This window comes from Psychrobacillus vulpis, from assembly GCF_006861825.1.
Lineage (GTDB): Bacteria > Bacillota > Bacilli > Bacillales_A > Planococcaceae > Psychrobacillus > Psychrobacillus vulpis.
In genome coordinates this window covers 44,489-68,136 of record NZ_VDGI01000008.1, presented here as the reverse complement: position 1 = coordinate 68,136, position 23,648 = coordinate 44,489, and the positions used below count along the sequence as shown (strand labels likewise).

Here is a 23,648-nt window from a genome sequence, read left to right as displayed (position 1 = left end):
GTTGAAAAAGGCGACACTCCTGCGGGAATAGCGTTAGTCGAAGACCCCGCAGCGAAGCGAGGAGGCTGAGGCAACGCCCGCGGAAAGGGAGCCGTTTCAACGATTTTCTTATGTATTGGAATATAGGACAACCTCATCTGGTAACGTCAAATTATAGGGACTTTTTCAGTGCCCTCAGCACAGCGAGGAGGAGACTTGGCGATTCGTCCGCGGAAAGCGAGTGGCTTTTCCGAACTCCATTAATCTTAATTCTATTTTTATTTGAACAAAGACTTAATCATCACTAGCTGATCACGTTCATTTTGTATGTTTAAGGACATCAACGTTTAACCACTTCTTGATTCAATACGTAGAGGAAAAAAGCTGCGAGACTCCTGCGGAAAAACGGAGCGTCCAAGACCCCGCACGAGCTTAGCGAGGGCACTGAAAAACAGTCTATTTTTTAATATATATACTTTTTCATTTCTAGAAAATCGTTGAAAAAGGCGACACTCCTGCGGGAATAGCGTTAGTCGAAGACCCCGCAGCGAAGCGAGGAGGCTGAGGCAACGCCCGCGGAAAGGGAGCCGTTTCAACGATTTTCTTATGTATTGGAATATAGGACAACCTCATCTGGTAACGTCAAATTATAGGGACTTTTTCAGTGCCCTCAGCATAGCGAGGAGGAGACTTGGCGATTCGTCCGCGGAAAGCGAGTGGCTTTTCCGAACTCCATTAATCTTAATTCTTTTTATAAGTAAAAAGACTATAGGCAAACTCGATATTATCCAGTTTTCCTATAGTCTGAAAGAAGCTGCAATAGCAGCTCCTCTTTATATGATACATCTATTTTATCGTACGCTTTAAAAACTCTTTTGTACGTTCTTGTCTAGGATTATTGAAAATTTGCTCTGGACTTCCTTCTTCCGCAATTACTCCTTTGTCCATAAACACAATACGGTCAGAAACTTCTTTAGCAAACTCCATTTCATGCGTAACAATTAACATTGTAAGACCTGACTCCGCTAGTTCTTTCATAACTTTTAGAACTTCCCCTACCATTTCTGGATCGAGAGCAGAAGTTGGCTCATCAAATAACATTACATCTGGTTCCATTGATAAAGCTCGAGCGATCGCAACACGTTGTTTTTGACCACCAGATAATTGTTTAGCTTTTGCATTAACATATTGATCCATTCCAACGACTTTTAAATATTTCATTGCTATTTTCTCTGCTTCTTCTTTTGAACGCTTTAATACTTTTACCTGTCCAACACCACAATTGCTTAGGACATTGTGGTTGTTAAATAAATTAAATTGTTGGAAAACCATTCCTAGCTTTGTACGATACTTGTGGATATCATGTTTATCATCTAAAATATTTTCTCCATTATAAATAATTTGTCCACCACTTGGTTTTTCTAATAGATTTATACAACGGAGAAGTGTGGATTTTCCAGACCCAGAAGAACCAATAATGCATACAACTTCTCCTTTATTCACGGAAAAGTCAATGTCTTTTAATACTTCATGAGCTCCAAAGGATTTGCTTAAGTGCTGAATATCAATTACTTTTTCCATAAATGCTCCTCCTTCGTTTTAATGAGCTTCTGTTTCTCTTGTTTTTGTAACTTGTGCTGGTTGACCAATCATGCTGTAATTTTCTGGACCGTCTAATTTTCTTTCAAAATAACGTAAAATTAACGTTACTGCATACGTCATAACAAAATATAAAACACATGCTACGAAAAACGATTCAAAGTAACGGAAATTGTTACCTGCGATTGATTTCGTTTGGAAAAATAATTCTGATACACTAATTACGTTTAATACAGAAGTATCCTTAATATTAATAATAAACTGGTTTCCTGTAGCAGGTAAAATATTACGAATTACTTGTGGCAATACGACATGTAGCATTGTTTGAATATGATTCATACCAATTGCTTGTGCAGCTTCAAATTGCCCTTTATCGATTGAAATTACTCCACCACGTACAATTTCAGCCATATAGGCTCCAGTATTAATAGATACGATAAATACAGCTGCCATTATTGGGTTCATATCGATATTAAAAGCTAACATAGACCCATAATAAATAACCATTGCCTGTACAATCATTGGTGTTCCACGGAAAAACTCAATATAAATTGAAAGAATAATATTTACTACTTTTAATATTATTCGTTTTACTGTCCTTTCAGGCGCAGGAATTGTACGTATAACCCCTGCCAATAATCCAATAACTGAGCCAATAATCGTACCAATTATTGATATTAATAGAGTTATACCTGCTCCACGAAGGAACATCGGCCAGTTATCCGAAACGATTGATACTATCCACTCAAAACTCATCGTATTCCTCCTTTAGATTTAAAAACCGACTGCATAAATGTTGCAGCCGGTAATACTAAATCATTATTCTGCAGCTGGTTGATTTTTTATAGCATTATCCATAATTTCTTGACGTTCTTCTTCTGAAATTTTCGCTAAAATTTCATTGATTTTATCTGTTAGTTCACTATCTTTTGTAAGTCCAACTGCAACTGCTGTTTCTTCTTCAGATGCAACAAATCCATCTGTAAATTCTACCATTACAAAGTTTTCATTTGCTGAAGAAGCACTAATTCCTTCTGGACGTTCTGAAACGTATCCATCTATCTTTCCTGATTCTAATGCAACTCGCATTGCTGGGAAGTTATCCATAGCAGTTTGTTTCTTTACACCTTTAATTTGATCGATTACTCCGTAATGGGAAGTATTTAACTGTCCAGTTACTTTTGCACCACTGAAGTCTTGGATTGAAGTTGCTCCTTCATAAGGACCGCCCTTTTTTACAACCATTACAAAATTAGAAGTGTAGTAGTTATCGGAGAAGTCAATTGTCTTTTTACGCTCTTCAGTTGGAGACATTCCCGCCATGATTGCATCGATTTTACCTGATGTTAGTGCTGGTACAAGACCATCCCATTCTGTTTTAACAATGACTAATTCTTTTCCTAACCCTTCTGCAACTTTTTTGGCGATTTCTACATCGTATCCACCTGCATACTCTGCACTGCCTTTAAGTTTCACTCCACCGTTAGTGTCATCCATTTGTGTCCAGTTAAACGGAGGATAACCAGCTTCTAAACCAATCGTAAACGTTTCTTTTTCTTTGGAAGATGATCCTGTTTTTTCTCCATTACTTGTTCCACATGCAGCCAATAATAAAATTAACGAAAGGAACATGGTTAATAAAATAAATGATTTGTTTTTCATGATATCTCTCTCCTTTTATATAAGTTTATGTTTTTAAAGTCTAAAAAAGGACAAGCTATAAAAAAAAGACCTGAGATGAACTCAGGTCGCAATATGTATAGTTGCCCTAAATCCTCTTCTTTACCCAAATGAGATAGCTCACCACTATAAACCGGGACGTTTATAGTGACAGTCCTGCAGTTCTTAACTGCAGACCCAGCATGTAATACCGAGAATTATTACAAACTTCGGCGACATTTCCTTCTCCTTAGAATCATTGTTTCTCAAACTCCACTAAGGACTGTTAAATATCGCGCCTCTACCCCACCTGTTCAAGTGAGGTCGTATTCAATTATGCTTCATAGTCTACAACAACATATTATATGTGTCAACTAGTCTATTATATATACGGTTCTGAAAAAAATAAATATAAGCAAAATATTTGTAGGTCATTATATACTTTCCAAATTATTTAAATCTATTATTTTCTAGATCTTAAGTAGCGCTAAATATCCTATAAGTACTCGATTCGTGTCACCCTATACCCACCCTTCTTTCAAATGGAGACAAAAAAAGAAAACGGTGTTTTATAGTTTACTGATCAAAAGATTGGTTTTGCGTGGTAAGAATCTTCTATAAGTTTACTCCTCACCTAACCTAATCCCTTTAATCTAAAAAAGTGTAGCATTCTCTCAATGGATAAAAGAGAATATGCTACACTTTTTATGATACTTTGTTTTCTTAAACCAGATCTCTTACCTTCTAATATATCTATCAATGTCCTGGGAAAAAGACCATTTGAAGAACAAAAATAACTCCAAAGATATAAATAATTGGATGCACTTCTTTTCCTTTACCGTTCGCAAGTTTAATTAATGGATAAGTAATGAATCCTAGTGCAATTCCTGTCGCAATACTAGAAGTTAAAGGCATCGTAAGAATAACTACAAAGGCAGGAAAAGCTTCATCAAACTTCTTCCAATTTATTTTTGCTAACCCTTCCATCATATAGCAACCAACAATAATTAGGGCTGGAGCTGTAATTGCTGGAAGTGATGAAATAGCCGATACTAATGGAGAAAAGAATAAAGCACCTAAGAATAGAATCGCTACTACGAACGCAGTTAATCCTGAACGACCACCAGCTGCTACTCCAGCTGTCGATTCGATGTATGCACTAGATGGGCTCGTACCTAAAGCCGCACCAACTGTTGTCGCCACAGCATCCGCTGTAAGAGCTGATTTTGCTTTTGGTAGTTTGCCATCTTTCATGAGACCAGCCTGCTCCGTTACTCCAATCATTGTACCTGTCGTATCAAAAATAGTAACAAGTAAAAATGAAAACACAACTGTATATAAAGAATTTGAAAAAACTCCCGCAATATCTAAATCAAAAAATACAATTTCCGGCGGAGTCGAAACAATACCTTCAAATTGCAACATCCCCGTAAAATAACCGATTATAGCAGTTACAAACATTCCTATAAATAAGGCTCCCTTAACTTTACGAGCAATTAAAACACATGTAATTAATATGCCTGCTATAGACAGCATAGCAACTGGGTCACGTAAATTGCCAAGCGTTACTAATGCATCATTATTACCTACTACAATCTTTGACATTTTTAAACCAACAAAAGCAATAAAAAGCCCAATACCCGAAGTAATTCCATACTTTAAGGAAGCTGGGATAGATTCGATAAGTAGTTCACGGAACTTAGTAAACGTTAATAAAAGAAATAATAAACCAGCTATCAAAACTGCTCCAAAAACTACTTGATAACTAACCCCTTGTGTCGCAACAACACTAGTAAAATAAGCATTCATCCCCATTCCAGGTGCAATAGCAATAGGATAATTTGCAAACAAAGCCACTATTAACGTTCCAATTACTGCTGAAACGATTGTCGCAATAAAAACTTGATCAAATGGGACACCTGCTGCCGATAGAATTGCCGGATTAACAAAAATAATATATGCCATTGTTAAAAATGTTGTAAAGCCTGCTAGTATCTCCGTTTTCACATTTGTGCCCAGTTCACTTAATTTAAATAAACGTTCCATATTTCCTCCTTAAAATAAAAAATTCCTAACTAAAAATGGGAAGACGAATCTCCCCATTCGTAGTTAAGAATTTTCGGTTCTTAATAGAAACTCTCAGACCTTATCACTGAGAATATACGAATGAAGTGTTTTTAGTTGTTCATTTAATAATTACTACGGACATTATATTAAACGAACATTACAAACATGTCAATGATTATCGTTCGTATTTTTAGGTATATTTAACCTCTAAAATTTTTAATTTTGGATTAAATAATTAAAAATGCGAATATACATTTACAATTTTTTGTTCATTCTCATAACCCTTTTTGGTAGAGCTTATAAAAACCAAAAGGACTTATTCATGAAAAAATCCATATATATAGTAAGTACAATTCTTTTTTATATTTGCTATACGAGGGAGAGCTGAGTTGAAAAAAATATGGCTATTAGGGTTTGGATTTTTTAGCATTAGTTTAGGATGGTCCTTATACAATGGATTTGTCCCGTTCTTCCTTGATAATTATCTTACTAGTACTGCATTGATAGGTTTTCTAATGACAATTGATAATTATTTTGCTCTTTTTTTGCAGCCTTATATAGGAAATCGTAGTGATCGAACAAATACACGCTACGGTCGGCGTATGCCTTACTTACTTATCGGTATTCCGATTGCAGCTTTGTTCTTCGGTCTTATTCCTTTCCATACTAGTTTGCTTACTTTAATCATTTTTATGGTATGTATGAATTTATCTATGGCGATTTTTCGCTCACCTACCATTGCCCTAATGCCAGATATTACTCCTGAAACTGAACGTACAAAAGCTAACGGAATAATAAATTTTATGGGGGGTTGCGGTGGTATATTAGCATTTAGTGCCGGTTCACTTTTATTTGATATAGAAGAATCATTACCATTCCTAGCAGTTTCGGCAATGTTCTTAATAGCTTTATTAATTGTTTTTAATAAAATTAAAGAAAACAGAGATGCTATACCTTATACAATTTTGACTACACCAAAAATTAATTACAAAGTGGAACTAAATGCACCAACAATATTCCTATTAGCAGCTATCTTTTTTTGGTTTATGGCAATTCAAGGTATGGAGGCATTGTTTACGTTATATGGGATAAATGAGCTTAGCTTATCAAAAAGTGCTTCCGCTTTTTCTTTAGCCTTCTTTTCATTAAGCTTTGTACTTTCCGCTATACCGAGTGGGCTATTAGGAGCTAAATATGGGAAGAAAAAAATGATTTTAATCGGAATCATTGGTTTATTTTTTGTTTTTTTTCTATTAAATTGGGTGGAAACTGTCTTTTTCTTACGCACACTTCTATTACTTGGAGGGATGTTTTGGGCTAGTATAAATATTAATTCATATCCCTATATCGTTTCTTTTGGGAGTGAACATAGTTTTGGAACACGAACAGGCTTGTATTATTTAGTTTCTTCATTAGCTGCAATTATTTCACCTCCAATTTTAGGTTTATTAATTGATTTATTTGGTTTTGGAATTTTATTTAACGCTACTGCTGGAAGCATGCTCTTTGCTTTAGCCTGTATGCTTAAAGTTAAAACGCCTTCAAATACACAAAATCGAAAATACAATAATAAAACCGGCCTCTAAATGGACAGCCGGTTTGTTGTTTTTTATGCTGGTTCATTAAGAGAGGCATAATACTCCTCTTTTTTATCCGTGTCGAATCGATGTTCCCATTTAGACATAACAACTGTAGCCAATGCATTACCTACTACATTTACTACTGTACGAGCCATATCTAGAAGTCTGTCAATTCCAGCAATGAACGCAAGACCTTCTACTGGAATACCTACAGTTCCTAAAGTTGCTAGTAATACAACGAAAGACACTCCCGGTACACCCGCGATTCCTTTAGACGTAACCATTAATACTAATACTAATGTAATTTGTTCCGTAATACTTAGATCGATACCATACATTTGCGCAATAAAAATTGCTGCAATTGCTTGATATAATGTAGAACCATCTAAGTTAAACGAATAACCGGTTGGAATAACAAAAGATACAACATCTTTTGGACATCCGAATTTCTCCATTTTCTCCATTACTTTTGGCAATACTGTTTCTGAGCTAGATGTAGAATATGCTAAAAGAAGCTCATCTTTCAACACTTTAATTAGGTGGAATATATTAATTCCTACTAGCTTCGCAATACCACCAAGTACAACAATGATGAAGAAGATCATTGTTGCATAAACAAGTATCATTAATTTTCCAAGTGGTACTAAAGATTCTAAACCGAATTTTGAAACCGTCACACCAATTAGAGCAAATACGCCAAATGGAGCAAACTTCATAATGAAATTTGTTACCCAAAACATTGCATCTGCTGTACCTTGGAAAAATGCAAGTACTGGTTTTCCTCTATCACCAATGGCTGCAATTCCTAAGCCAAATACTACAGAAAAGAAAATAATAGCAAGCATATCACCCTCTGCCATTGAATGGACAATATTACTTGGAACAATATTTACAAGGATATCTCCAAAACCATGGCTTTGTACTTCTTCCGTAGTTTGAACATATTGATCGATATTCCCTTTAGAAAGAGTGGACATATCCACACCTTCACCTGGTTGGAAAATATTTGCCGAAAGAAGACCAACGATAATAGCAATCGTTGTAACAACTTCAAAGTAAATTAATGTTTTCCCACCAAGTTTACCTAATTGCTTTATATCTCCAGTCCCTGCAACACCTAAGATTAAAGTAGAAACAATGATTGGTACAACAATCATTTTAATCATATTAATGAAGATGGTACCAATTGGTTGCAAAATTTTCTCTACTGCAGGATTTCCAAAGAAAATAGCTCCGACAATAACCCCTAGTATTAATCCGGTTAAAATCTGATATGCCAAAGTAAATTTAAACTTTTTCTTCATAAAATAAATCACCTCTTTAATATTGAAAACGCTTTCTCACTTAAAAGTAGCCTTTAGAATATTTTACAGGTGACTTATAAAATCCGACAAAATCCGACATTTAAAAATTTATTGTTTTCATTATTGCTTTTTGTATTTATCCAAAGTTTCTAAATATAACACTTGAAGAAACTTCTTACTATTGATTTTTACTTTCAGTGAATCAAATTTACTATCTTGAATATGGAGCATTTGATGTCTAATTTCTTGGAAGTCAAAATAACGTGGTGCGTAGTATTCAAACTCTGGATTCGTATTATCAATTGAGCCTAATGAAGCTAAATTATTTATAGCTGCTAGAATTGTTCTACGAATCCGCTGTTCGATCGCTTTACTTTCCTTTTTTATATCAACTTTAGGCGAGTCTAGCTTTGCAGCAACTGCTTCATATAAATCTTTTAATGGGGGTAATTGTGTCCTTCTTTCACTTTCATTCATAAGTACTTCCATAGCTTTAACAATATCATCACTTCCTACTTCACCGATAATCCCCATATCATTCAAAATCGACAAAACTATCTCCTTTACGCTTTGTTTTCTTTGCATTGTTTTACCAGGATTAATATTCTCTAATGATTCCCGTATTGCTAGAAGCGAATCTTTTAATCTAAATTGCTCTGCTGTTTTTCTTAAAATACTCTGCACTTCCACACGATTAATTGGTTTATGTATAAAGAACTCTACTCCATTTTCATAAGCTTCCCCTACCATTTCTTTGTTAACAATTTGAGAAATCATTATAAATTGTCCTTGAAAGTCTTCTTTTCGTAACTTCATAATTGTTTCAATGCCGTCCAGTTCTGGCATTAACAAATCAATTAGGACAACGTCAGGTTGCATATCTAGAATGGATGTAATAGAAGCAACTCCACTTTCCGCCTCGCCTATGACAACTCCTAGTTCACCTTCCATAATAATTTTCTTCAGCATTGTTCTACTTGCTGTATCATCATCTACAATAAAATAACGCAGTTTTATTCCACTCGCTTTCGTATGTTTTCAGTTGGGATTTCAATCCGAAAAACGGTACCTATTTTCGGTGTTTCAATTTGAATCTTCCCTTTTAGCGTATGAATAATCTCTTTCACATGAGATAATCCAATTCCTGTCGCTGCAACCCCTTGATCATTAAACTTTGTCGTATAACCCGGTTCAAAAATCACAGATACATCCTCTTCTAAAATTCCTGCACCTGTATCTTTTATAACAAAACAAGTTCGAGTTGATTCCTCAAAAATTTCAATCATAATTTCACCTTTATGGGAAATAGCTTCAACAGCATTTGCTGTTAGATTATTAAGAAGTGCTAGAAGCGGAATTTGCTGATCCGTTTCATAATCGATTGTCGCCATTAAATGGAAGGTTACATTTTTCTTTAATAGCTCACTATATTTTTCATTTGCACTAACGACGAAGTTAAGTACATCCGAAAGAAAAAGAGGGTTATCTACTTTACTTACAGTTATTTTAGAAAGCCCTGACAAAATACGTTGGGAATCTTTTTTCACTTCATGAATTTCTTGTGCAATATGCAACGCTTGAATACTTAACTCATGTAACTCTTTCTTTTTTAATTGTCGATATAAATCATGGCTAGAAGCAGTAACTTGTTCAATATGATTCATTAATTTTTGCAAATAAAGTGTTTCTGCATATAATTCAGAGCCTACTCCAAGCGTTTCTTCCAAACGCTTCTTTTGTTCCGAAATAGTAAAGGAACTATACAATCCTACTACGAAATAGCTTCGAAACAAAGCAACGCCTAGTAATAATGCCCACTCTTTCAAACTTAATAATGTATGATGTAATAGTAATTGCCGGGTAAGCTGCTCCATACCGTTTCCTAGAAATTCAAAAAGAGTAGCCCATGCACCTAATAGAAGTGGAAATGTTTTATACCGATTAACCTTTATTATGTGTAAACCCAATGCAAATAAAAAGTAAAATAAAAAAGCCGGAAGATGATTTTTTAGGCTTAATGTCACTTGGATATCGTTTAGAACAACATCCCCAAATATTCTCAAACATACAACTGTCAGCCCCGTAACAAATCCAGTCCGAATCAGAGATGCGGGTGACCAAATAAGGATAAGTAGAAAAAAAGTGATGCTTCCTAATCCGAACCTAAATGATTCTTCATCGAATGGAATAACTTTGACTTCACTAATAATCGATGTCACCAAGGCTATCAAAAGCATTAACATAAAACCTGATCTATAAAATTCTTTCTTAAAAAATCGATGTGTAAAAAACATAATATTCTCCCATTTCCAACATACATTTATACTTTAATGACTTTTTCCTTTACGCCCCATTATAGTTTACCAACAATCAACCTATCAAAATTATTTCAACTGGAGAAAGGAAAAAACAAATAGGTAGCGAAATTATTCTATATGAGGAAACTTGCTATATACTTCAACTCTAATAACTACATCAGATGCACAGCAGCTTTCCCAGCCTTGTCCCTTCTTTAACCCACTACTAACAAGCTTCATTCCTCCTAGATAACAGAAATGTACGATTTAACCGGAAAACTGAAGAAAAAAATGAAAGGAGTGTACATAAAGGAATCACAGCACCAAAAACAGCTTTAATTTATACTACTAGGCTGTTCTAGTAGATAAATAACATTTGAATTATAAAGGAGATGACCGTTTTGGAACCAAAAATTATTAAGAAAAAATCGTTTCAAGTAATTGGATATACATTTGAAGCGAATCTTCAGGAAATAGAGGCAGGAAACTTATGCAAAAAAGCATTAACTAGATTACAGGAAACTTCAGATAAGATTTTGAATAAAGTAGGAGATCATATTTACTTAATTCAAATTTATCCAATGAAAGAGGATTTTAACGCATTTAAAGATAAATTTACACAAATTATTGCTTTTGAAGTATCACATTCAACTGATGTCCCAGAGGGAGCGATCCATCATACCATTCCGGAGAACCTTTATGCAGCCTATACACATAAAGGACCTGAAGCAGATCTACACAAAACATACGAATACTTATATGGAAAATGGATGAATGAAAATGGCTATAAACCAATTGGGTATGACATGGAACTATGGGATGACCGATATGAACCGGAAAATTCAACTAATGAAATTGATCTGTTTATTCCCATTGAAAGCTAGTAAGGGATTAGATATTTCTACTCTTTACTTTTAGTAAAAGGCTTGGTTGACTATAAACCAAGCCTTTCTCTTAAGATTTCAACATGTCGAAGTACAAATTATTCTTGAGAACGAACTTTTAAAAGAAACTAGCGGCTCATTGAAGCCTTCGGAAAAATTCCTAAAGGCTTTTTACATATCCTTTGTTAACAGGAAAAAAAATCACTTTTTATACTACGCTATACATCTGCAGGTCACTATTATATATTTAAACAAGGTGATGATATGAAGACAAACATATACTTAAACAATGAGAAATTCATAGCAGGAATGACGATTAAAGATTCAGCCGAATTTGAAAGCAACAACATGGCTCTTCATGCATGTGAAAACCCAAATAGTATATTGGAAAATCGTAAGAAATTAGCTGCTTCCTTGCATTGCGAGCTAGGGAACTTCGTTTGTGCCAATCAAACGCATAGTTCAAATTTCCATCGGGTAACCCTTGAGGATAAAGGGAGAGGCGCTGATCGAGTGGATACGGCAATTGCGGATACAGATGCCTTATATACGTACGAGCCAAATTTGTTATTATGCAGTTTTACTGCCGATTGCGTCCCAGTGATCTTTTACAATGAAAATAACGGCCTTATTGGTGTAATCCATTCTGGATGGCAAGGTACAGTCAAAGAAATTTCCTTGAACTTTTTTGAATACTTAAAGCAAGTGGAACATTGTAATATGAGCGATGTATATGTTCAGATTGGTGCAGCGTTGAGCCAGGAAAAATTTGAAGTTGATGAAGATGTGTATGTAAAGTTCAAAGATCTTGGATATGCGGATGATTTTATGTATTACAACGGGCAAACCAACAAGTATCACATCGACAATCAGCAAACCGTAAAAAAGCAATGTGAGCTGGCTGGTATACCAGCTGAACAAATTACGATTGATCCGACGTGTACGTTTTTAAACCCGGATGCTTTCTCCTATCGTCAAGATAAACAATGTGGTAGACACCTTAGTTTTATAATGAAAAAAGGTGTCTAACCTTAGAATAACAAAAAAGCACATCAATTTTAGACATTGATGTGCTTTCACATTTTCTTTACAGAATCACTCTGCAATAAAAGTATCTTCATATTTCTTCGAAGTTCTTACTTCTATCGTCAAAGATCCATTGTCATAAATTGCTTTTATTAAAAAAGGTGCCCCACTTGTATTTTGGAATCTGAAATCTAATGTACCATATGAAACAGTTGCATCTCTTCCTTTTGGTACGTATCCTATGTCTAATGAATGATGATGTCTTTCCACATATTTTACTGGTAGTTGATCGACTACATTAAAAAGTGTAGAGGAAGTTTGGCAAACACCTCCACCGATACCCATGACGAGTTTCTTATTTATTATTTCCGGTGCGGGTTTGTAGCCATTTTCTTCAACTCTTGGTCCTGTCATAATATTAAACGAGAAAATATCCCCACTTCCAACGACTACATTATTAATAGCATTTGCTGAAAGTTCAATATTTTTGTTTCTGTCTACATCCGAGGGATTAAAATAAGTTGTATACGAAGCAATTAATACGTCCTCTAAAAGAGGAATATCTTCCACATAATAATTACTTTCTGTCACATACAAGGGAATTTTAACGTCGTTACCTGTAATTGATGCCTCTAAAACCCTATCTACCAATTCACTTTCTTTTAAAATAATCCTTGGGCTTCCTTTAATAATCTGACCATCTTCGTCCACTTTATCAAGAACCATTTTCTTATCATAACCAGCTTCTGTTTCTGTACCTCTTGCCAATTCATAAGCTAATTGTTCAATTTCCTTTTTATATGTTTCGATATCTTCTTCATACCCTAAATCTTGTGGTGACAACGTTTTAATTATTTCTAACGTATTTGGATCAATGATATTTACAACTAAAGGCTCTTTTGTCTTTTCAGTTTCTTTGTTATAAGTTACGGGTGTTTTTTGCTCCTCCATCGGTTGTTTCTGTTCATCATCATTTGCTACTAACTCTTCATTTACTGATTTTTCTAGACAACCAGCCAGTCCTATGGAACATAAAATTACTACTGCAACAAACCATCTTTTCACACTATCGTACTCCTAGCTATAAGGTATTTCCATTAGACATCTTATTCAAGTAGTAATGATAGTGTGTTTAATTTAGATGATTTTAAGCACTGGCTGGAAATTTATCACCAAGTACCCTTGTAAAAACGCTCTTATTTTTGAATAAACATTTGTGTCCAGTAATTGCCGTCCTTCACATATCCTACTCCAATATGCGTAAAGTTTTTACTAAGGATATTCGCTCTATGACCATCGCTGTTCATCCATGCTTTCACTACTTCAGCTGCAGTCTTTTGACCTTTTGCAATATTTTCTCCAGCTGATTTATATGTAATTCCATAGTTTTTCATCATTGTAAACGGTGAACCGTATGTTGGACTTGTGTGATCGAAATATTTTTTGTCATGCATATCTTGAGACTTGTACTCTGCCACTCTAGCAAGCTCCCAATCATCTTTCAAAGCTGGAAGTCCAGCATTTGCTCGTTCAATATTAATGAGTTTGATTACTTCTTGTTCTACACTAGCTTGTTCTTTTGTAGGAACATTAATCTTTTGCCCTGGGTAGATAAGATTAGGATTAGCAAGCTGTGGATTTGCATCGATTAATTCCTGTACTCCAGTTTTTGTTTTCATTGCAATTTTCCAAAGAGTATCTCCTGTAACTACTGAATATGAACTATCTGCCATAGCGCTTGTTGGTAATAGTAAAGATATAGATACAACTGAAGCAATAGCAACCTTACTTACTTTTTTAAACATCAAATCAATCCTTCCAGTACTTTATTTATTTATTTATGGTAAATAGTTTCGTATAGTAATTCACCACTAAATATATGGAAGGATTTTTACAATTTCATTACACGTGAAATAAACAATTTTAAATTACTTGAGATACAACGTTTCCCTATAAAAAGTTTGGTAATATGTTTGAAATATAACTATAACAGGGAAATATTACTATGAAAATTCGACTATATATATTACTTTCACTAAGTATTCCCTATAGTATTCACTTAGGAGCTTTGTGGATGCCTCCCGCGAGAAACTAGGTACAATAACCCAATAGAGAAGAAATCGTTGAAATGAAAAAATATTTACCTTAGAAAATAGACAGTTCTTCAGTACCTTCGCTACGCTCCTGAATTCAGATGAGGTTGTTTAATATTCCAATCAAAAAGAAAATCGTTGAAACGGCTCCCTTTCCGGAGGCCACTGAAAAACCAAAATTCAGAAAATAAAGTCACCACTTGAGAAGTATATTTGTATCAAAATTGGCATGACGTCCCCATAAACACCCTAAAAAGTGAAGGAATTATGGGATTTCGTTTTTATTTTTTGAAAAAAAGTGACTTTTTCAGTGCCCTCCCTTTCCGCGGGCGTTTCCTCAGCCTCCTCGCTTCGCTGCGGGGACTTCGACTAACGCTATTCCCGCTGGAGTGTCGCCTTTTTCAACGATTTTCTAGAAATGAGTAAGTAATTATCTTTTAAAAAAAAAGCATCGATTTTATTGAGAAATGCACTGTTGTATTATAACGGCGACACTTCGTTCAAAATCGAAATATTTTCTTCTTTTTTATCCCCAAACTTCTTTCAATGTGTATCTAAATAAATCATCTAGTTTTTTAGTTGGATCATCAATTTCAACAGTGAGTGTTTTAATGTACTCTTCAAGCCGAATCATTTCGCTTTCTAAAAAATCATTAATTACATTGATTCTCGGCTCAATATCTAATTCATCGCCTATTATCTTTCGTTTTAAAAGATGTTCAACCTCATTTTTCAATTTACCTTCTGGAATCATGTTTTTAAGTAATTCATGAAAATCAATAGGTGGCACATTTTTGTATTCCTCAATCCATTTACAAGCCAATACAGGTCGAAGTACATAAAAATATTTCTTGATTTTCACTTCTGATCCTTGCAAATACTCTCGATAATTATTTTTTGCCATATTTAAATAGTGATACAAACTAGCGTTTGGATAAAAAACTTCTGATTCTAACGATCGCAACTTATCGATAAATGAGTAACTTTGAAAATAAATAATATCGCTTCTCAGCCATTCCAAAAGAGGTGGATTGCTTTTTCTAAAAAGTTGCAAAGCTTTCGTAATTTCCCAACCACTAATATCTAGTAAATCATTGATTGGCACTTCAATTACATCTCTCTTAGTACCAATTCCCTGGGGATCTATAGAAAGATACCACTCTGGTTGATGAATATAAATAAATCGAATATCATAATCACTGTCTTTTGAAGGAAACCCCCAAGCTCGGCTACCAGATTCTACAGCATACAAAACCTTTACTTGAAACTTCTCTTCTATTTCTATTAATTTTTTTCTAATGATTTCATTCATTTCTATTCACTTCTCTCATTTAGACCTTCAAATTAATCAATATGTAAGTATTATTCCGTTTAACATATTTTTTAACGATACCTTAACCAAAAATCTTTGGGTAGTACTTATTAGCAATAATATAAATTTGCATTCTTATAAAAAAGGGCCATTCCCAGTTGTTAAAACAACTCGAATAGCCCTTTTTTATCTGTATTAGAATGCCGGTATTGCTGTTTCATCATAATTTTCTTCTATAAACTTGCGTACTTCTGAACTCGTCATAGCTTCAGCTAGCTTTTGGATTGCCTCTGAGTCAGCATTATCTTTGCGTGCTACTAGCGTAATCGCAAAGTCATTTTCAATGCCTTCCGTAAGGATAGCATCACTTTTTGGTGTCAATCCAAGTGGAGCAGCGTAAGCAGGGTACAGGAATACTGCATCTGCATCATCATACATTCTCGCTAACATTAACAAATCTACTTCTTCAAACTTATAGTTTTTTGGGTTGTCAACAATATCAGCTATCGTGTAATATGGACCTGTTTTTTCTTTTAGAGTGATAACATTGTGTTGAGCTAACAATGCCAATGATCGATCTATATTGGAAATATCATTCGCAATAGCGATGACTGCACCCTCCGGTAATTCGTCCATCGAATTGTATTGTTTAGAATATACACCATAATTCGCAAAATAGATCGGTGCAACTGGAACTAACTCTGCATCATTGTTCCTATTGAATTGCTCCATATACGGAACATGTTGGAAGAAGTTCGCATCTACTTCTTTTGCCGCAAGCGCGCTGTTAGGCTGAACATTATCACTTAATACAACAATTTCAAGATTAATCCCTTCCTCTGCTAGTTTTGGTTTAACAAGTTCTAGCATTTCCGTCATTGGGGGAATTAAAGAAGCTACTTTCAATGTCACTTCTTCCTGATCATTATCTTTCACTTTTCCCTTATCATTCGCCTCATTCTTTTGACTACAACCAGCTAATATTAATATAAACATTGTAATTAGAAAGAGTATTTTCTTCATTTTCTTTCCTCCTATTATTTATCTTTTATCAATCATTCTTGATACAGTTGTTCCAGTAAATTGGATGAGCTGTACCAATATGACCATAATAATAATCATATAAATCATTAATTCTGTTTTAAATTGTTGATATCCGTACCGAATGGCAAAGTCTCCTATACCACCGCCTCCGACTACTCCCATAATCGTCGAATAGGAAATAAAACTAATAATTGATGTTGTTAATCCGAGAACTAGTCCAGAACGAGCCTCCACATAAAGAAATTTAAAAATAATCTCCTTAACAGATGCACCCATTGAAATGGCCGCTTCCATTACACCTTTTGGAACGTCCAATAAAGATTGTTCGACTAATCTCGAATAATGCGCAATGGCTATTATCGATAGTGGAACTGTTGCAGCCGCTGTGCCAATGGCAGTCCCAATGATTAATCTTGTAAATGGGATTAAAAAAACAACTAATAATAAAAACGGAAAAGAACGGATAATATTTACCAATAGATTTAATATGGAAAAAACTATCCGGTTCTCAAGCTTTTGACCCTTCCTGCAAAGGAAAAGTAAAGTCCCAACTGGGAGTCCTAATAGAATCGCAGCTAATATAGAAACACCAACCATTACAAAGGTTTTTCCAATAGACGCCCAAATCTCAGCTTCATATTGAACTAATATGTCAGGCATGGTCTAGATCACCATCCTTTGTTAATTGTTCTATAAAATATCTTGGGCTATTATCTAGATTTTGAATCCCTTTTGGTTCAATTAATGCAGTGTCATAGATTTCTCCAGCTGCCATTACAGTTACTCGATTACATATACTTTTAATCACTTCCATCTCATGACTGACGATGACAATTGTAACACCAAAGCTTTTATTTATATTGTCTAATACCCCTAATATTTCAGCAGTTGTATTAGGATCAAGAGAAGAGGTCGGTTCATCACACAACAAAACTTCCGGATTATTCGCTAATGCCCTTGCAATTGCAACGCGCTGCTTTTGTCCGCCACTTAATTGTGCGGGATATTTTTCCACGAAACTCTCCAATCCGACAAATTGAAGACACTCCAGTACTCGGCTCCGGCGTTCTTTCTTTGGAAAGTTTGCCAATTCTAAAGACACAGCTACATTTTCGTAAACCGTTTTATTCGCCACTAGATTAAAATGTTGAAAAATCATCCCTATCGATTTCCGTGCTTGTCGAAGTTCTTTGCTGCTCAAATTTGTTAACTTTTGACCATTCACTTCAACTTCACCTTCATCTGGGACTTCCAACAAATTCATTAGCCGCAGCAAGGTCGATTTACCTGCTCCACTAGCTCCAATAATTCCATGAATCTCTCCTTTATTTATCGTTAAAAGTATAGATTTAATGGCCTGGAACCGTGAAAAACTTTTACTGACATTATGTAATTTAATCATAAAAAAACCCCTTTCTAGTAGTTGAAGGGTGATTACAATGTTTCTAATTATAGCCTAATATACTGGGACTGTCATTTGGCAGATAATTTCGTAAACAAAAGTACAAGCCTTGCAAACGACAGGTTCTGACCACCAGTAAGTTAGAACTTTAGGACACTGATGGACAGAGATTATCTTTGATTTTGAAAAACCACCTATAGTTTTGAGGGCACTGAAAAGGTGGTATTCTAATAAATTTTCTATTAATTTTTCTATTAAATTGAAGCTAAGAGAATTAGCGCTTTGGCATTCGCTTTCCGCGGGCGAGCGACGAGCCTCCTCCTTCGCTACGCTTTGTGCGGGGTCTCGTCTGTCTCGCTTTCCCGCAGGAGTCTCATGCGTCGCGCTAGGTCTATTTTGTTGTGTTAATTATCCTATTTAAAATCTTGAACGCTTGATTTCATGATGCAACATATAATCTTTGCGCTTTTTGTATAAACTGACCCCTAAGTTTTTTGCTAAATTGATACTTTTAAAAAGACCAATCCTTTGCTAAGGTAAATCAGTAAATGTGAAAACTAATTTAAAAAGTAAGGATTTCATGGGAAACAGCAACCTTGCGCTGTTATTCCTGGATGCCTATTTAAGAAAGATAAGGAAGGTTTATAACTATGCAAAAAACAACAAGCTATTCAAACGCACGTACTTTCGATTTAATTTTATCATCAATGTTAATTGCACTTGTATTCGTTGCTACGCTCTTGTTAAATATCAAACTACCTATCGCCGCAAACGGTGGGTTAGTGCATCTTGGAACAGCTATGCTCTTTATAGCTTCCATCTTATTTGGTCCTAAAAAAGGAGCACTCGCTGGTGCTATAGGTATGGGTTTATTTGACTTAGTATCTGGTTGGACATTATGGGCACCCTTCACCATTGTGGCACGTGGCTTGCAAGGATATATAGTCGGAAAAATTGCTTGGTCAATCGGCCGCAAAGGAAACAGTATTGCTTTCAATCTACTAGCTACCATCATTTCAATTCCAGTTATGCTAGGTGTTTATTACATTTGTGAACGGGTTCTATATGGTAGTTGGATTATACCAGTGGCTTCTATTCCTGGAAACATAGTTCAAAATGTTGTAGGGATTCTTATTGCCATTCCAGTTTGTGTTGTACTGAAAAAAATTCCATTATTTAAATAGTTATTAAAAAGAGATATGAAAAAAGCTCCCTACAATAAGTTGTAGGGAGCTTTCACTTTCATTACTTTCGAGGGATTTCCACAATAGCTGTAGTCTCTAATTCATTTGTTGAATCGATTAAGATTTTTCCATTATACTTACTCACTATTTCCTTCACAATAAATAATCCTTGCCCTCTTATTTTTCCTTTTTCTATTTTTTTTGTTGAATAGCCTTGTTTAAAAATATGTTCATTTTCCATAATCTTAGGCCCTGTATTTGTAATCTTAAATACATAATGCGTATCATCTGCTTCACAGCCAATCGTAATTTTACGTTCATCCTCAGGTAATTCTATTGTTGCATCAATGGCATTATCTATTAAATTCGATAGTATTTTGATTAAATCTGTTGTTTTTATTTTATTGAATGCATCATGAGAAATTGTAAAATCCATATCAATATTATAATTTTGTGCAGCCAGTTTCTTTGTTTGCAATAATATAGAAAGACCAAGGTGATCTATATTAAATTTTAGAGATTCAATAGCCTGAACTTCTTTAGACAATGATTCTACGTATTGTTGTGCCTGAGCAGATTCCCCTAATTGAAGAAGTCCGTGTAAAACTTGAATATGATTGGTGAAATCATGTCTTAAAGAGGAGACAGAGGTGATTAATGTTTTAATTTCTGTTTGGTACGTATCTTCTGTATACCCTATCTCCTTTGTCACTTCTTTTTGATACCATCTTTGTAAAAATAAAAAAGATCCTACTACGATCAAAATAAAAACACCATTAAAGACGAAGAGGAGGATATTATTTTTCAGTACTTTCCCTTTGATATCATTGAGTGTATCTGCACTAATATCAATTCCTAGGTATCCTATCACCTTTCCTGCTTCATCCTTTATCGGTACTCCAACTGAAAGATAAGAGCCATAACTAGAATCCTCAATTACACCTGTTACATATGTTTTTTCTTCATAGGCTCTTTTGACCTGCTCTTCGGGTACTGTGCAAGCCTCTCCAATTATAAAGCCCTCTTCTATTTCCTTCGGTACTCCGGCTATCATTGCTTTCGATACTTTAGGATTATCTACTTCCAATGTATACACATATAAAGCACCCAGTTTTTCTCTTGCATCATTTAAATAGCTTCTCAATTCCCAATAATATTCATTTCTCACGGGGTCATTCAAAAATTGCTGATATGTATCTGTATCTATTGCTGCCGCAATGGTTTTTGCTGCTTCAAGACTTTGGTTTCCGATTGATTCTTCAACCGTCCTTTTCATCTTCACATAAGAGGTAAAGACATTTAAGCTTGTAAACAATAATAATAAAACAGTAGATAACACTAAAATTAGTTTTATTTTACGATTTTTCATAAAAACAGGTACTTCCTTCTTTATTAATTGAAACACATAGATTATCTGGATTTCATATCCTTATGGTAACGATAATCTTCCAATAATGAAATAGAAATAGATACAAAAAGGAGTATAGCGTCAAAAATCGTCATGCCATTCTCCTTGTTAATTAAGTTAACTTTTAATTTTGCCTTTATTTATACCATTCGTCCGAGGGGGACCATTTTCAATAGGAATGCATAACATACATTGGTATATGTTTAAATAGCGATGGAGGTTTGAGTATGGTAAATTTTCAAGCGTTTCATGGTACCGTTACCATGATTAGTGATTTTATGATAGGGGTTAATGGTGAAGGGGAAGGTTGTTATACATTAATGTCTGTAGATAACGGAAACGGGTCTTTAGTAAATTTCGTAGTGTCACCCACTACTTATTTTGTAGACCATGTAATGGTAACAGTAGGAGATAGGGTAACTGGATACTATGATGGAAATGCCCCTGTTCCTCTTATTTACCCACCGCAATATCGGGCACTGGTTGTAGTAAAAGATAGTATTAATCAAAATGTAAAAGTAGATTACTTTAATAGTCAATTGGTGAGTAGTGATGGGCAATTAAAATTAAATATTTCACCATATACTCCAATATTATTGACAAATGGGCAAGCTTTTACAAAAAATCCTGCAAACCGAAATCTAATTGTTATCTATGGTCCTACTACAAGAAGTATTCCCGCCCAAACCACACCCTATAAAATTATAGTTTGGTGTTAGAAGTTATGGAAAAACATTGTATTAGTTCAGATTAAAAAATTTATAGGGTTTTTATTTATCCCAAATTTTTGAGAGTAATACTTGATCCATTTCGCAGACACTAACTGAAGAGATTCTAGCTGAGATATACATAAATAATTATAAGAAATTTGTATATTTCAGCTTTTTTAAGAATCCCGTAAGTGATGCTACAAAAACATCTAACAAAATACTTTTGATACGGTTCACTGCACCTTCAATGGATGTTATTTTCAAAATGTTAATTTTCTAATTCTAATGTTAGGTACATGTAATCACCTTTTGACGTAATCTCACCATTTTTAACCTTTAAATCTTGTTTAAAAAGTGGCCCACTTATAACTGTAGTATGGAACTCTCCTGCTTCGCCACAAGGGTCGATACCCCTTTCTTCTAACTCTTTCATATATTCTAAAGTAAGTACACGTCCAAGATCTTCTTCTTTCATTCCTTTTTTCAAATTAACTGTCACTACCTTTGTTACAAAGCCTAAATGTATAAACTCCTCTACTACATCTTTATGGCCCTTTTGCCAAAGTGGCATACCAAGTTCAAGCCCTACACTGCTTGTAACTCTTTCATGCCAACAATCTTGTTCTGGTACATCAATATCACCTGTTACAAGCACCTCTGCTCCTATTTCTTTCGCTTCTTTTAGTAGCTTTACAAAAACTCCTTCATAACCCTCCCATGTCGCAGCCCCTGTGTAAAGCGGAAGTCCTATAGATTCTGCTTGTGCTTTAAGCACCGATGGAATAAGACTATGTGATCTTGACCTTTCTCCAGTTGCCTCCATCATTACAATAATTCCTATGGCTGTTCCTTCTTGCATAGTTTTATATAATGCTAAAGTACTGTCTTTCCCTCCACTATATGATGCTACGAACTTTTTATTTTTTGCACCATCAATCCATTTGTTCATTTTTCTATCGCTACTACTCAAGATATATACAAAAAATAACTTTGAATACCTATTTATCAATATTTTATGAATTCTTTGTACTCTGACTATTTATTTTTGATATTTTATCTAGTAGCTTCTCCTTTCCTTTTTATAGTTTTATTAAGACAAAAATTATAACATCGCATACATTTTATACATCTATCCTCAAATATAATTTTATTATTTTTCTCTATTATTAACTATCTAAAAAAACTATAATTTTTTTATTTACTAGACTTAGATTATCTTGATTTGATTTATCCCCCACATTACCAAAATAGTCCTAAATATTTTTATGAATAATTGTACAAATCTACTCCTATTTCATAAGCAAAGAACCGTATCACTTATTTGTGATACGGTTCTCCGCAACTAATGTAAGTGCGGTTTTTATACTGCACTCAAATATAAATCTAATGAAGCTTCAACTTCCTTCGCAACTAGTTCAACAAAGTCCGTATAATCCTCTGTCGTATGTGCTTTATCTAAAGCATTATAGTACGCTAAACGATTCTCTACCCGAATAATAATTGGAGGATAGCCAGATTTCATTAACTCTAAGTTTAATAACAATCTTGATGTACGACCGTTCCCATCAATAAACGGGTGAATGCCTACAAAAATGGCATGCAGCATTGCACCTCGAACGATTGGATGTAAATTCTGTGCTTCCCCGTCATACCAACTCATTAAAGCGTCCATTTGCTCCTGAATTTTAAACGGTGGTGGCGGTGTATGGATAGCACCTGATATAAACACTTGCTGATCACGGTACACGCCCGCATAACCATCATCAATTCCCTTTAACACTAAACGATGTAAATTTTTAATTTGCCACTCTGAAAACGGCTCTTCTTTTCGTACAATATCTTCAACATATGAAATCGCATCTCGATGGTTAATGACTTCTAAATGCTCTCGCATCGTTTTGCCACCGACAGTAATCCCTTCAAGGACTACTTTCGTTTCATTGATTGTTAATGTATTTCCTTCGATTGCGTTTGAGTTGTATGTCCATTCTAAAAATAGCTTTTCACGCAGACTTTGGACTGTATATTTAGAAAGTGGTCGTTTTGCATCCAGCTGATGCTTTTTTAAATCGATTTGTTCGAACATTTTTTCAGCTCCTC

21 protein-coding genes and 2 riboswitches are annotated in these 23,648 nt (G+C 34.7%); of the genes, 5 read left to right on the top strand and 16 right to left on the bottom strand.

Going from position 1 to position 23,648, the window contains the following annotated elements:
• Positions 1-825: 825 nt before the first annotated feature.
• The 4 genes from FG384_RS09235 to FG384_RS09220 all read right to left on the bottom strand — a co-directional run bounded on the left by FG384_RS09235 (position 826) and on the right by FG384_RS09220 (position 5,283).
• Positions 826-1,560, bottom strand: coding sequence for an amino acid ABC transporter ATP-binding protein (locus FG384_RS09235; RefSeq protein WP_142642312.1), 735 nt, complete (start codon positions 1,558-1,560; stop codon positions 826-828).
• An 18-nt stretch (positions 1,561-1,578) separates the two neighbouring features.
• A complete protein-coding gene (locus FG384_RS09230) occupies positions 1,579-2,334 on the bottom strand; it encodes an amino acid ABC transporter permease (RefSeq protein WP_142642311.1) in 756 nt (251 codons plus the stop codon).
• Between the two features lie 63 nt (positions 2,335-2,397).
• Positions 2,398-3,240, bottom strand: coding sequence for a transporter substrate-binding domain-containing protein (locus tag FG384_RS09225; protein ID WP_142642310.1), 843 nt, complete (start codon positions 3,238-3,240; stop codon positions 2,398-2,400).
• A 126-nt stretch (positions 3,241-3,366) separates the two neighbouring features.
• Positions 3,367-3,549: riboswitch (Lysine riboswitch) on the bottom strand.
• Positions 3,550-3,993: 444 nt separating this feature from the next.
• Positions 3,994-5,283 (bottom strand): NCS2 family permease, encoded by a 1,290-nt coding sequence (locus FG384_RS09220; RefSeq protein WP_142642309.1) that lies wholly within the window; start codon positions 5,281-5,283, stop codon positions 3,994-3,996.
• Between the two features lie 40 nt (positions 5,284-5,323).
• Positions 5,324-5,423: riboswitch (purine riboswitch) on the bottom strand.
• Between the two features lie 270 nt (positions 5,424-5,693).
• Between FG384_RS09220 and FG384_RS09215 the strand changes: the two genes are divergently transcribed.
• Complete coding sequence (locus FG384_RS09215; RefSeq protein ID WP_142642308.1) at positions 5,694-6,890, top strand: SLC45 family MFS transporter; 1,197 nt, start codon at positions 5,694-5,696, stop codon at positions 6,888-6,890.
• Positions 6,891-6,913: 23 nt separating this feature from the next.
• On the opposite strand, the gene FG384_RS09210 is transcribed toward FG384_RS09215, so the two are convergent.
• The 3 genes from FG384_RS09210 to FG384_RS09200 form a co-directional block, all read right to left on the bottom strand.
• Positions 6,914-8,188, bottom strand: coding sequence for a cation:dicarboxylate symporter family transporter (locus tag FG384_RS09210; RefSeq protein ID WP_142642307.1), 1,275 nt, complete (start codon positions 8,186-8,188; stop codon positions 6,914-6,916).
• Positions 8,189-8,308: 120 nt separating this feature from the next.
• Positions 8,309-9,199, bottom strand: coding sequence for a response regulator (locus FG384_RS09205; RefSeq protein WP_142642306.1), 891 nt, complete (start codon positions 9,197-9,199; stop codon positions 8,309-8,311).
• 2 nt (positions 9,200-9,201) lie between these two features.
• Positions 9,202-10,482: an ATP-binding protein gene (locus tag FG384_RS09200; RefSeq protein ID WP_142642305.1), complete on the bottom strand. Its 1,281-nt coding sequence runs from the start codon at positions 10,480-10,482 to the stop codon at positions 9,202-9,204.
• 404 nt (positions 10,483-10,886) lie between these two features.
• On the opposite strand from FG384_RS09200, the gene FG384_RS09195 reads away from it, so the two are divergent.
• Positions 10,887-11,369: a GyrI-like domain-containing protein gene (locus tag FG384_RS09195; protein WP_240793385.1), complete on the top strand. Its 483-nt coding sequence runs from the start codon at positions 10,887-10,889 to the stop codon at positions 11,367-11,369.
• A 264-nt stretch (positions 11,370-11,633) separates the two neighbouring features.
• Positions 11,634-12,398, top strand: coding sequence for a peptidoglycan editing factor PgeF (gene pgeF / locus FG384_RS09190; protein ID WP_142642303.1), 765 nt, complete (start codon positions 11,634-11,636; stop codon positions 12,396-12,398).
• A gap of 66 nt (positions 12,399-12,464) precedes the next feature.
• On the opposite strand, the gene FG384_RS09185 is transcribed toward pgeF, so the two are convergent.
• From FG384_RS09185 to FG384_RS09160, 6 genes are all read right to left on the bottom strand, one after another.
• Positions 12,465-13,460, bottom strand: coding sequence for a VanW family protein (locus FG384_RS09185; protein WP_240793384.1), 996 nt, complete (start codon positions 13,458-13,460; stop codon positions 12,465-12,467).
• A gap of 131 nt (positions 13,461-13,591) precedes the next feature.
• Positions 13,592-14,200, bottom strand: coding sequence for a SafA/ExsA family spore coat assembly protein (safA, locus tag FG384_RS09180; protein ID WP_142642302.1), 609 nt, complete (start codon positions 14,198-14,200; stop codon positions 13,592-13,594).
• A gap of 814 nt (positions 14,201-15,014) precedes the next feature.
• Positions 15,015-15,800: a nucleotidyltransferase domain-containing protein gene (locus tag FG384_RS09175; RefSeq protein WP_142642301.1), complete on the bottom strand. Its 786-nt coding sequence runs from the start codon at positions 15,798-15,800 to the stop codon at positions 15,015-15,017.
• A gap of 195 nt (positions 15,801-15,995) precedes the next feature.
• The gene (locus tag FG384_RS09170; protein ID WP_142642300.1) at positions 15,996-16,823 is read right to left on the bottom strand and encodes a MetQ/NlpA family ABC transporter substrate-binding protein; all 828 of its coding nucleotides are present in this window, start codon (positions 16,821-16,823) and stop codon (positions 15,996-15,998) included.
• Between the two features lie 18 nt (positions 16,824-16,841).
• Positions 16,842-17,504, bottom strand: a complete 663-nt coding sequence (locus FG384_RS09165; RefSeq protein ID WP_142642299.1) for a methionine ABC transporter permease — start codon at positions 17,502-17,504, stop codon at positions 16,842-16,844.
• Positions 17,497-18,246: a methionine ABC transporter ATP-binding protein gene (locus tag FG384_RS09160; protein WP_142642298.1), complete on the bottom strand. Its 750-nt coding sequence runs from the start codon at positions 18,244-18,246 to the stop codon at positions 17,497-17,499. Before FG384_RS09160 ends, FG384_RS09165 begins: the two co-directional genes overlap by 8 nt.
• Before the next feature lie 650 nt (positions 18,247-18,896).
• On the opposite strand from FG384_RS09160, the gene FG384_RS09155 reads away from it, so the two are divergent.
• Positions 18,897-19,430, top strand: a complete 534-nt coding sequence (locus FG384_RS09155; protein WP_205961771.1) for an ECF transporter S component — start codon at positions 18,897-18,899, stop codon at positions 19,428-19,430.
• 61 nt (positions 19,431-19,491) lie between these two features.
• On the opposite strand, the gene FG384_RS09150 is transcribed toward FG384_RS09155, so the two are convergent.
• A complete protein-coding gene (locus FG384_RS09150; protein ID WP_142642296.1) occupies positions 19,492-20,799 on the bottom strand; it encodes a GHKL domain-containing protein in 1,308 nt (435 codons plus the stop codon).
• A gap of 266 nt (positions 20,800-21,065) precedes the next feature.
• Here FG384_RS09150 and FG384_RS09145 point away from each other — a divergent pair, with 266 nt between their 5' ends.
• The gene (locus FG384_RS09145; RefSeq protein ID WP_142642295.1) at positions 21,066-21,557 is read left to right on the top strand and encodes a hypothetical protein; all 492 of its coding nucleotides are present in this window, start codon (positions 21,066-21,068) and stop codon (positions 21,555-21,557) included.
• 259 nt (positions 21,558-21,816) lie between these two features.
• Here FG384_RS09145 and FG384_RS09140 read toward each other — a convergent pair whose 3' ends face one another.
• The gene (locus tag FG384_RS09140; protein WP_142642294.1) at positions 21,817-22,497 is read right to left on the bottom strand and encodes a Dph6-related ATP pyrophosphatase; all 681 of its coding nucleotides are present in this window, start codon (positions 22,495-22,497) and stop codon (positions 21,817-21,819) included.
• A 411-nt stretch (positions 22,498-22,908) separates the two neighbouring features.
• Positions 22,909-23,634, bottom strand: coding sequence for a Fic family protein (locus tag FG384_RS09135; RefSeq protein WP_142642293.1), 726 nt, complete (start codon positions 23,632-23,634; stop codon positions 22,909-22,911).
• Positions 23,635-23,648: the final 14 nt, after the last annotated feature.